The sequence below is a fragment of the Thermoprotei archaeon genome, from assembly GCA_038881895.1.
GTDB lineage: Archaea > Thermoproteota > Thermoprotei > Gearchaeales > WAQG01 > JAVZOV01.
In genome coordinates this window covers 181598-192866 of the sequence record JAVZOV010000001.1, presented here as the reverse complement: position 1 = coordinate 192866, position 11269 = coordinate 181598, and the positions used below count along the sequence as shown (strand labels likewise).

Annotated in this window: 8 protein-coding genes and 1 tRNA gene; 6 read left to right on the top strand and 3 right to left on the bottom strand. The window is 35.0% G+C overall.

The annotated features are described in order from the left end of the window. Positions 1 to 2: 2 nt before the first annotated feature. From QW128_01010 to QW128_01000, 3 genes are read left to right on the top strand one after another with little or no spacing between them, the layout of a single operon-like run. The gene (locus tag QW128_01010; protein ID MEM3832165.1) at positions 3 to 1412 is read left to right on the top strand and encodes a V-type ATP synthase subunit B; all 1410 of its coding nucleotides are present in this window, start codon (positions 3 to 5) and stop codon (positions 1410 to 1412) included. A gap of 10 nt (positions 1413 to 1422) precedes the next feature. Next, positions 1423 to 2034, top strand: a complete 612-nt coding sequence (locus QW128_01005) for a V-type ATP synthase subunit D (protein ID MEM3832164.1) — start codon at positions 1423 to 1425, stop codon at positions 2032 to 2034. Continuing rightward, positions 2031 to 3062 carry a V-type ATPase subunit gene (locus tag QW128_01000; protein ID MEM3832163.1) on the top strand — a complete coding sequence of 344 codons (1032 nt, stop codon included), beginning with the start codon at positions 2031 to 2033 and terminating at the stop codon, positions 3060 to 3062. Before QW128_01005 ends, QW128_01000 begins: the two co-directional genes overlap by 4 nt. 20 nt (positions 3063 to 3082) lie before the next feature. Here the strand turns inward: QW128_01000 and QW128_00995 are convergent, their stop codons facing one another. Both QW128_00995 and QW128_00990 read right to left on the bottom strand, forming a co-directional pair. Continuing rightward, positions 3083 to 3493: an ATP synthase subunit C gene (locus tag QW128_00995; protein ID MEM3832162.1), complete on the bottom strand. Its 411-nt coding sequence runs from the start codon at positions 3491 to 3493 to the stop codon at positions 3083 to 3085. 168 nt (positions 3494 to 3661) lie between these two features. Next, positions 3662 to 5602 (bottom strand): V-type ATPase 116kDa subunit family protein, encoded by a 1941-nt coding sequence (locus tag QW128_00990; GenBank protein ID MEM3832161.1) that lies wholly within the window; start codon positions 5600 to 5602, stop codon positions 3662 to 3664. A 663-nt stretch (positions 5603 to 6265) separates the two neighbouring features. Here QW128_00990 and QW128_00985 point away from each other — a divergent pair. The 3 genes from QW128_00985 (at position 6266) to QW128_00975 (ending at position 10157) form a co-directional block, all read left to right on the top strand. After that, positions 6266 to 7282, top strand: a complete 1017-nt coding sequence (locus QW128_00985) for an archaellin/type IV pilin N-terminal domain-containing protein (protein MEM3832160.1) — start codon at positions 6266 to 6268, stop codon at positions 7280 to 7282. Continuing rightward, positions 7279 to 9969, top strand: coding sequence for a hypothetical protein (locus QW128_00980; protein ID MEM3832159.1), 2691 nt, complete (start codon positions 7279 to 7281; stop codon positions 9967 to 9969). Before QW128_00985 ends, QW128_00980 begins: the two co-directional genes overlap by 4 nt. Before the next feature lie 110 nt (positions 9970 to 10079). Beyond that, positions 10080 to 10157: transfer RNA gene (locus tag QW128_00975), tRNA-Gly, on the top strand. Positions 10158 to 10296: 139 nt separating this feature from the next. On the opposite strand, the gene QW128_00970 is transcribed toward QW128_00975, so the two are convergent. Beyond that, positions 10297 to 11106 carry an RAD55 family ATPase gene (locus QW128_00970; protein MEM3832158.1) on the bottom strand — a complete coding sequence of 270 codons (810 nt, stop codon included), beginning with the start codon at positions 11104 to 11106 and terminating at the stop codon, positions 10297 to 10299. Positions 11107 to 11269 lie beyond the last annotated feature (163 nt).

Genomic DNA, 11269 nt, shown 5'->3' with positions numbered 1-11269 from the left:
AAATGCCAAGCTCCTTAAGATTTGAGGATATACAGGGAGTAATCTACAGAGGTATTAAAGAGGTCAAAGGTTCATTAGTATTCATTGAAAACGTAAAAAATGTTAGTTATGATGAAGTCGTTATATTGAGAGGAGCTGATGGTATAGATAGGTTAGGCCGTGTTCTTGACGTTGCTCATGATTATGCGGTGGTACAGATTCTCGGTTCTACCGCTGGATTACAAACAGACATAGTAGTGAAATTTACTGGATCAACATTTAAGATACCAGTTTCTGATGAAGTACTGGGACGAATGTTTAACGGTATATTCCAACCGATTGATGGAATGCCCCCAATAACATCAGGTGATCTAAGAGATGTTAACGGTTCTCCTATAAACCCAGTAGCTAGAGTATATCCTAATAACTTCATACAAACAGGGATCTCTGCTATCGATGGAATGCTTTCATTGGTTAGAGGCCAAAAACTACCAATATTTTCTGAGAGTGGATTACCGCATAATAGAGTTATAGCACAAATTGCACGGCAAGCAACAGTAAAGGGTGAACGGGAGGAGTTTGCCTTAGTATTTGCTGCAATGGGTTTAAAGAGTGATGAAGCAAGATTTTTCATAGACCAATTCAGAAATTCTGGAGCTATCGAGAGGTCCGTTGTAATACTTAATTTAGCAGAAGACCCAGCCATCGAAAGACTACTAACGCCACGTATAGCTCTTACAGTGGCGGAGTACTTAGCATTCGAACTTGATCTGCATGTATTAGCGATATTAAGTGATATGACAAACTATTGTGAGGCATTAAGAGAAATGAGTGCGGCAAGAGAGGAAGTGCCCGGAAGAGCTGGTTATCCTGGTTATCTTTATAGTGATTTAGCAACAATATATGAACGAGCTGGTATAATTGCAAGGCGTAAAGGTTCATTAACACAAATGCCAGTACTTACCATGCCCGGTGGTGATCTAAGGCATCCAATACCTGATTTAACAGGCTATATTACTGAAGGTCAAATATTCCTTGATAAAGATCTTTATGCAAGAGGAATATATCCACCGATTAACGTATTACCTTCACTCAGCAGGCTTATGAGAAGTGGTATAGGTAAAGGTAAGACAAGGGCAGATCATAAAGATGTTGCGGACCAGCTTTACGATGCCTATTCAAAGGGTGTACGAGCTAGAGATCTTGCGAGGATCGTTGGAGAAATGGGACTCAGCGAAAGAGAACGTAGATATCTAAAATTTGCAGACATGTTTGAGAAAAAATTTGTTAATCAAGGAGAGTATGAGAATAGAACAATCGAAGAAACACTTGATCTTGCATGGGAAATACTGGCTATATTACCAGAGAGCGAGTTAGTTAGAATTCATGAAGAATACATCAGAGAACATCATCCAAGCCATAGATCCAAATAAGTGATACCACATGTCAATTGGTAGAGTGGCTGCTACTAAAGGTGTTCTGCAAAGATTAAGAGAACAGCTAAAATTTATTGAAAAAGGTAAAAACGTTCTCAAAATGAAAAGAGACCAATTAGCAGGAGAGATAAATAAATTACTTCCAGAGATTAAGCGTAGAAGAGATGTTGAGAAATTATTCAATGATGCTTACTTATCATTAAAATATGCTTATGCTGTATTAGGTTACGACGAGGTTGAGTCTGCTTCAAAAGCTGTAGAACTTATAGAAGTGCGTGCATTACCAACAAGTGTGATGGGTGTTGTAATGCCTGAAATTGAAATAGTTAAAAAACCTGACTCGAAACAAGTTCCATTAGCCACACTATTCTTTACAACTGAGAAGCTAAATAAGGCTATTGAGGAGGTTATAAAGCTAGCAATACTAGAAGCTAAGATCGAGCAATTATCAAGAGAATTAATGGATATAAATAGAAAAGTTAATGCCCTAGAAAAGGTTGTCATACCTGCTTATCAATCTTTAATACGATATATAGAAGACCGTCTTAATGAGGAAGCATTAGAAGAATTTTTCATAACAAAACATGTGCGTGATATAATAAGGGTGCGTCGAGAATGAAATCATCAGCGTTAGTATATCTAATAACGAGAGCACATGGATTATACACACACCTACTAACTCAAGATGCTTATAAAACACTACTCAAAACAAAGGATTTAAATAATTTGGTAGAATATTTGTTCAAAAGTGATTACGGCCCTGAGATAAGTAAGATACCTAGCAGAGAAATAAATGCATCAACATTAAGTAAAGTAGTATACTCTATACTTACATCACGCTTCTACCATTTGATAACCATCGCTCCAAGTGATGTTAGAGAATTTCTTAAATTATACTCTGAAAGATTTATGGTAGAAAATATTAAAAGAATATTAAGAGCAAAACACTCTTTAACAAAGATCACAAACGAGATGTTAATACCAATACCTAGAGAATATGCGCTAATTAATTTTCCAGCAATGATAGAATCCGCAACATTACAAGACTCGCTAGAATTGCTAAAGGCCACAAAGTATTATCAAATCTTAGAATGGTTCCCATTGTACAGAAAGCATAATATAGTAACGATTTTGGAAGGTTCTCTTGATAAAATTTATTTTGAAAGATCATGGAAAGCTGCTGAAAAACTGCCTGATTCTCGTGAATTAAAAGCAGTTTTAGGTGTTGAGATTGATTTGAGAAATATAAGTTTAATCATCGATTTACGGGCACGAGATATAAGCCCAGAAACTGTTTTGTCAATCAGTTTCAGACCAGTTAAATTAAAAAGTGAAGATATCAATCAGATGTCTAAAGCACGGTTAGATGCAATACCAGACATATTAATGAGAACACATTATCAAAATCTTGCACAACGCTTAAGAGAGACAATAGAATCAAAGAAATTAGAACAAATAGACCACATAATTACAGATGAACTATATAATCAAATAAAGATCATGATGATTAGATATCCTTCAAGCTTTTCATATGTGATAGGATACCTAATAATGACAGAAATTGAGACACGAAATCTTATTGCTTTAATAACCGGGAAAGAACTTGGATTACAAGAAGAGAAAATAAGAGAAACAATACATTTCTAAATATTAAATTAACCTTTATGTTATATTTTTCCTAAAATCTGGAATGCGATCAGTAGTCCATAGATTGCTATTCCCTCACCTAATCCCGCGAATATTAATATAGTACCGAATGTTCCAGGTCTCTCAACAATTGCTGCAGCCCCAGCACTTGTTGCACCAGCAACTGCTATACCAGCGCCTATACACGAACCAGCAATTGCTAATCCTGCACCTAGCAATCCTAATCCTTTTTCTAAATTTGTTTGACCTGTAGGTGTTGTCTGTTGTACAGGTGGTGAAACTGCATATGATATTACTGCAATCAAAGGAAAGACTATTAACAAGTTAAATGCAATCACTAGAAGCAATGTTTTCTTGTAACTATTCATGTGTTTTATCATTTTCATTGTTAATTTCATAAGGATATTTTTAATGTTACTTTTAATATTCATCATTTGTCACCAAGTATATTCATTAGCTAGTTCTTTAAATATTTTTCTAAAAATCCTAAAAGGATTGATTTCTTACGTAATAGAAACTACCTTCAAGATGTAAAGAGTAGATCTTTAGTTAGCTATAAAAAAAGCATTAATTATCTCTGTTGTCGGATCAAAAACTGTTCAATCAGTGAGTATTAGTTTGATTGGTTTAAATCTGACGCCATTTCCTCGGAAGAATTTTGTCGAGAATTCATAATAAATTAACCTTATTGACTGAATGCCTGCAGCGAAGCCTTCAATGAGTATAACCATTATGTTTACTACTATAAGACTAGGTACGAAACCTATTGATTCGCCTAAAATATATGCAAAATTTGCTAGCACACCATGAGCTATAGCAAAAGCCGCTAAACGTACATAAGATATGGAATTTGTTATGTAGGAAAGAAAGACTTCAATGAACTCACCAAATCCCTCCATCAAACTTTCTCCAAGTGAATGATGTGAGCCTTTTATTGCTGGACTAAAGAACACTAACCCTAGCATTGCTAAGGCTGTAAACGTCAAAGGTTGATTTTCAGGATAAAGGAAAGCTGATAACTGGAGTCCGCTTTTAATCAAATTAATAGCGAGCATTACGCCTACAATATAATATATTAAACCGATTAGACCTTTGCCACTGAGCACAGCCTCTTTGTATTCTCTCCTACCGATATTATTAATTATATTTAGTACTAACGCTATTATGATTTGTGCTACACCGAATTCTAAAGCTATTGCTATTATTGTGTTAGTATCCTCTGTAGGTCTTATCCATAGTGGTTTAAAGGCGTTCTCATATAAGAAGATTGAGCCATACAGTATACCAAAAATCATAGCTGAAATTCCTCCGATCATCATTATAACACCTAGACGATTCAGTGCACGTCTTGAGATACCTAGGAATGGTTTATGTATCTTGTAAAAGAGAAATCCCCAAATTAATATTGCTAATCCATTTCCAACATCTCCAAACATCATCCCATACATTATTGGGAATAATATGGCATAGATTAATGTGGGGTCGATCTCTTTGTAATGAGGTACTCCTTGCACCGTGGTTAGTAATTCAAAATATTTTAATAGTCCTTTATTTGCTAATTCAACTGGTATCTCTTCATCTTCTCTAGGATCTTCAACCTTTAAGTAGAATACTTTCTCTGTTAATTGGGATACTTTGCTTTCAAGTTTGTTTACCGCACTCTCAGGGATCCATCCCTGTATGATGCTCAGATTCTTTGTTCTGAGTAGTGAAGATTTAGCTTCTCTCAAAAAGCTTACATAATCTCGGCGTGATCTAAGTTCTTTTCTTATCCCTTGTACTATAGCTGTTAAAGAATCAAGTTCTTTAAGTTTTGCAGATATTCTCTTATCTAACTCTTCTAACGCTTCTTTAGGATCTGGAGGTAATTTTTCTGGAAACTTAAATTCATTAAAATTAAGTAACGTTAAAGCTTTCTCAACATTAGTTTTATAATCATTCAAACCTGCAACAATAACTAATGATTCTTTAGGCTTAACCTGTTTTACCTCATAGACTACATTAAAATCTTTCAAATATTCCTCTAACTTTGGAATAAGAGTATTGTTCATAAGTCCAGCTTTCACAAACATAAACTTATGATCACCAATACTACTAATATCAATGTCACTGACCTGCAAAAGTGATAACCGATCCTTTATCATACTTAGATCTTCAATCTCTCTCTGTAATGAATCAGCATTACGAGTTAGCTCGTCAATCTTTTTCTCATAATCACTCACATAAGTTTTAATCTGCTCAATAGTTATCTTTGATGGAAGTATTTCTTCTGTAATCTGGGGACTCTCTATATTTTGCTTAGTCTCAGGTGACGAGAATTTTTCTTTCGTATTATATAATGTGGTTAAAAGTAAATTCGTTCTTTCATCTATTCTTAAAAACCTATCATACAGATCTAAATTCTCTGGTTCTTCACCTATTGAAGCACGCTCACTGATGAGTTGTATAGCGCCAAGCTTACCTATTTCCTCTAAAACTTCTGTCTCATATCTTCTTGGAACAGCGAGATAAATTTTCTTCATTTTGACTGGTTTGATCACACTGCCGCCCCCTTGTTCTCTTAAGTGTTCAAAAATAATCTTCATATTTAACTTTGACGGCGGGAAGTCCTCATCCGTAGGGGTGGGGATGAAGGCCGATAAGCTTATATTTTTTCTCGTTGTGTTTATCATTGTCTGCTTGGTTGGCAGGCCTAGTAGGCATGGAACAGGCCGAAAGAGAAGACTGCTGAGGGCAAGACCTCCGTAACCCACCTTCCACACGGGATTCCCGAAACGGTCTCACCTGCCGAGACCTCCGCTGTGGGTGAGTGGAGATCGAGTCTGTCCGTGGAAGCAGGAAGCCACCTGCGAAAGCTGGTGGTAGTTCACGTCTAACCATAACCAACCATATCGACATGGTAAGAGAGCGTGAATTTTTCATTTTGAGAAAACATTTCGTCACGTTACTATGATTCAATGTCTAATCCTTGAGTGTTACAGATTATGACTGTTCTTGTTTTCTCCATACATTCCTGTGCACAAAATTGGTATGAGATCTATGGATCCTCTTCAAATCCAACGACACAGGATCCATATCTCGAAAATACTGCTGAAGTCTAAGGTTTATTGTTCATTTTATTAACAAAAAATGAAGACAAGTTTTTATTTATAATTTAGTTGGAGGGTTAAAAGATAATTTTAGTGTTATTTAAGCAGATAGTTATGAAGCTTAAAAGTATGAAAAGTAACGAACGAGCTATCAGCGAAATTATATCAGTATTGTTATTGATTAGTATTGTTCTGGCCGCCTCTGTAATTTTTATCCCTAATATGTTACGTTCTGAGCATAATCTTCTTTTAAATATGAGCCATTCTGAAGAAAAACAATCTCAACGTCTCATGGAGGCGCTGACTGTGATAAAGAGTGAACGTTACGCTACAGATCTAATTCTTTGGGTCTACAATTATGGTATAATTACAAATGTATCTAAACTATTTGTTGATAACGTACCTACACCTATAACAATAATGCGTGATTTCAATGCTTCATGGCAGACGATATACCTGATGAATCCTGCACTATGGTCTGAGAATTGGATATCTGTTAATATGAACTTATTTAGTAAGAATAATGCATCAATAAAATATTATAATACTTCGAATAGTCTAATCATAAAAACATCTCCAACAAATTCCTTCAGTGAATTCGGATTTATAAATAAGATTCTTTATGGCTATGCATTTGCAATCAATTCCACTATTGAAGTTAATTCTGGGATTTTTTTAATTTCACTAATATCTGCTGATAAAACGTTCTCATCAACAATTATTTTTAATTCAACATCTAGAACTGTTAATGTATCGTATAATAGTACTAATAATTATCGAATGGGTACGTTGAATAATTCACAATATAATATTGTCATAAATTTCAGTAATAATCAAATACAATTCAAAGTATCTGATATCTCTGGCAGCAAAACATATAAAATAAACATTCCGTATTATAAACGCAATGATGGCTATTATGTGTATTTATCAGAATTAGCAAGCCCGTCCTTAACATCGTCAACAATAATATATGAATTCACCATCAGTGGAATGAACATTAATCCATTAACAGAAAGTTCAATAATCTCACAAGGAATTAATGCGATATTGATCAAAAACTATGGTTGGGCTCAACATTCGATTACATTGATCACTTCAACAGGGAATATATGGAGGTGGATTGTATGAGTAATGGGCATGATTTATTAACAAAACAAGGTGTAAGTAACATTATAGCTGTAATAATCATGATGGTCATCATCACATCACTCACTGCTATGTATCTTACATACCGCAATACTATGTTCTCAACAGAAATTAGCGCTAGAAATTCCGCGCAATTAGAAAATATACGGTTAAGAGAACAACTAAAAACATATACTAACGGATCGAACATTGTTATAGAAAACATAGGGAGTAGCCCAAGTTATATAGACAAAATAATATTGATCGATGACAACGATCACGTAATCAAAATAATTCCAATTGAGAAATGGTTATCAGAAGGATCAACTTATATAACATCATTGTTTAACAATTGTTCTATAGCATACTTAAAAGTCATAACAGGTTTAGGTAATTCATTTACCTATTTTATAACAAAACTTGTTTCAACAACAATCTCAGTTACACCAACGAATGGCGGCTTTACAGACCCTGCACCAGGATCATACCTGTATCCCATAGGAAAAAATTTAACTCTCTCTGCAAAGCCAGCTGCAGGTTATCATTTTGAATTCTGGATTTTAAACGGACAAATAATAAAACTTGACAAATTCACATTTAAAGTAACAGATAACTCATCAATAATAGCAGTATTCAGCAATACAGATAACCCAACACCACTATCCAACATAATTCAGACTTCAACAGGATCAGCTCCACATGCATGGTTATTATCCACAAGCGGAACTATGAGTCTCGTCATGTATATGAGCTCTCCACAAAATATAACACCCGCATCAACAGTATTACTAGTAAAAGCACCATCAAGTGGAAACATAAACGTGTGGATTCCATCATCAAGCTTACCGTCTAATGTGCTCGCATCTATAACTACAAAAATCTTACCTTTCACCTATGGAACATATACAGGTACAATATATCCATCAATTACCCCAACAATTCCACCGAACTCAAAAACAACACAATACTACGTAGTAGTGAGAGTTGTTAACCCTAACGGCAATGGACTCAACTCACGTGTAATTGCGAAGGACAGCAGTGGCAACATTCAAACTTATGATACCTATAGTAATGGATATGCATATTTTTGGCTTTCAGGACCGCAATTCTATGAATTCATAGCATCTGCAAACGGTTACTATACTAATATTGTATCAGCTTACATTGATCACGGCTCCACAGACTCCCCTTATTCCCTCACTATCGTAGTCTATCCTCTTTCATCATATCGCTCACTTACAGTCAAAGTAGTTAATTACAAAAATGTTCCGCTATACAACACCTATTTAACAGCATCTTTCATTAATAACGGAAGCGTTGTGCGTTCAGGTTATACTAATAGTAGTGGACATATAATTTTCTTCCTACCACCCAACTATTCATACAATATAACTGCTCAACTTTTCTCATACGATGCAGTCTCTACTAACGTTTATCTAGATAGTGACAAATCCATCATACTTACTCTTCAACCACTTACATTAACGCTCACTCATCAAACTCCAATACTTTATCCACTAGGCGGAGGATATCTAAACAGTTCAAATTATTGGTCCCAATATGGATGGCTTTATGAGGGGAACAACTCTGCATCTGTAAGCATGACGTCATCTGGGTATGCAAACTTTACAATAGTCTTCTATTCCAAGACTACAAGCATACCAATTGGAGATTATTGGATACCAATATATTACTCATTCCAAAATGCAAGTGGAACCTATGTAGGAAAAATTTATTATTACTTGCACATCGATTGGGGTTCTAGTAAGTATCCAAATGGAGCTCCACTACCTATTACGATGATAGTACTTAGACCGAACCAAGTAATAGACATTCCAATCTTTAGCGCATTCCAAAGCAAATTCAGCATACAATATTATACACCAACCTACGTCATTCATCCTTACGCTTCTTGGGGTTGGCAAAGCTTTTATGATAACAAGTATGATTTTATAGGATCGTCACTTGCTGTGCCAAGTTTTTACTCACCATTTGATCCAACAGTCAACTTACTTACACTAAAATTATATTACACAAACATTAACCAAATACCTTACAACGTTCCTTATATAATGCGATTACGATTACAATCACCAAGCAAAATGGGAATATACTACTATTCATTCGGATACCCTGTAGAACTTCAGTATTCAGGTCCCAACGCGTATCCCCAAATCTTTTCATCACTTTTATTCACACAGTTCACAGTGTTAGTATTAAACGATACATTACCTCTTCCAGCAACAGCAGCAGACGCAATAGAAGAATTATTGTCCTCAGGAGCTTCAGGCATTGCAATCTCTGTAACACCACCACTTTCAGGATTTCCACTTGGATACTCAGATAATCAATATCAATCTCCATACTCATCGAACATAGTGTTAACAATAATTTCGTATGGTAAAACCTACCTATCAGACTTTAGTTATGAAGTGTACTATACGCAAGGTCCATTAAGTTATTCCACAAGCAGCAACTGGATTTCTAGCGCATTCCAGCCAAGGAACATTATAGGATACATGAACATAATTTTAACTGAGGTTACTGGTTCAAGCAATCAATATCAACTTGTGTATAAAATTGGACCATCATTAGTACCGAATAAAAACCAGGGAGGGACAATAGTAATAGAATGGAACGTGATAGATAATAGTAACAAAAAAATAATAACAAAAAATGTTATGGGTTGAACACATTTATTAAAAATATGATGTTCAAGTGATTATTCTGATGAAAAGCAGTATCTTATGCAAAATGATGAAAAAATCGATATATAGCTGGTTTTATACAAATACTTAGAGCGGCCGTCGTCTAGCATGGACTAGGACATCGGCCTTCCACGCCGGCAACCCGGGTTCAAATCCCGGCGGCCGCACCAAAACGTATCAATCCTCAAAAACGCAAGCTTCACTACATGTTATCCCATACTCATTGTCTCATTATATTCTTTGACAAGAGAGTTTAGATTAATTTCTTCATAAAAAATATAAATTGTGATTTAAAAACTAAAATGATGATTACTGCTGAGCCGTTGGGATATTTCCTAGAGCTTCTTTTACTTTGGACTTAACTAATGCTGCTAGTTTGTGTTGATCGACTAAGTGAACTCCATCATTTAATATTACATACGGTATCCATACAGGATTTGTTGGTGCTCCTCTTAATTTTTTAACCATCATTTGCTTTATTGGTATTCCAAGTTCTTGCAAATTAGGATCTATTCGTGTATCTATTATGCCATCAACTAGGTATTCTAGATTATTTTTTAATTCAACCAACGCATCGGTAGTTACATGTAACGTAACGAGTGTCACAATATTTTTACCTTTTGAAACTACTGCTCTAAGAGTTCTTACAAAATCTAAAATGCCTCTTACATCAAGGGTAAACATCAGTTCGTTCAATGAATCCAATATCACAAGGCCTTTGTTATTTACATTATCTGATAATTCTAAGATGGCATTAATTATACTTAAAGTATTATCTGGACGTACCTCTTTGACTGCAAAGTGATAGAGATTTTGTTGCTTAAAAGCACCTAATCTGAAGGAGAAACCATCAATTAATTTAAATAACCCTTTATCTATGTATTCGGATAAATTCCATCCGAACGATTCGAAAACTTTTACCACAGATAATGAATCATCATCTAATGTTACATAAATTATCGGCTCGTTATTGAGCATGAAATTCATTGCTAAATGGCAAAGAAGTACTGTTTTACCAGTACCAGCATTACCACTTAAGAGTATTAAAGAATTCCTGGGAATTCCTTCAGGAGCTCCAAGGTCTACAGGTGCTATGTTACTTTTAATCTTTTCAGACAAAACTCACACCACGAATATATTATATTGCACAATAATTTATTCTTAATTTAAATGTTCCTATGAATAGAACTTGCAAAAAAGATTCAGCAGGAAAGCTTATGGTTTTAGATGTTCAGTGGTTTTAATGATTTTTGTTGTGTTTATCTAAAAAATATATTAATGT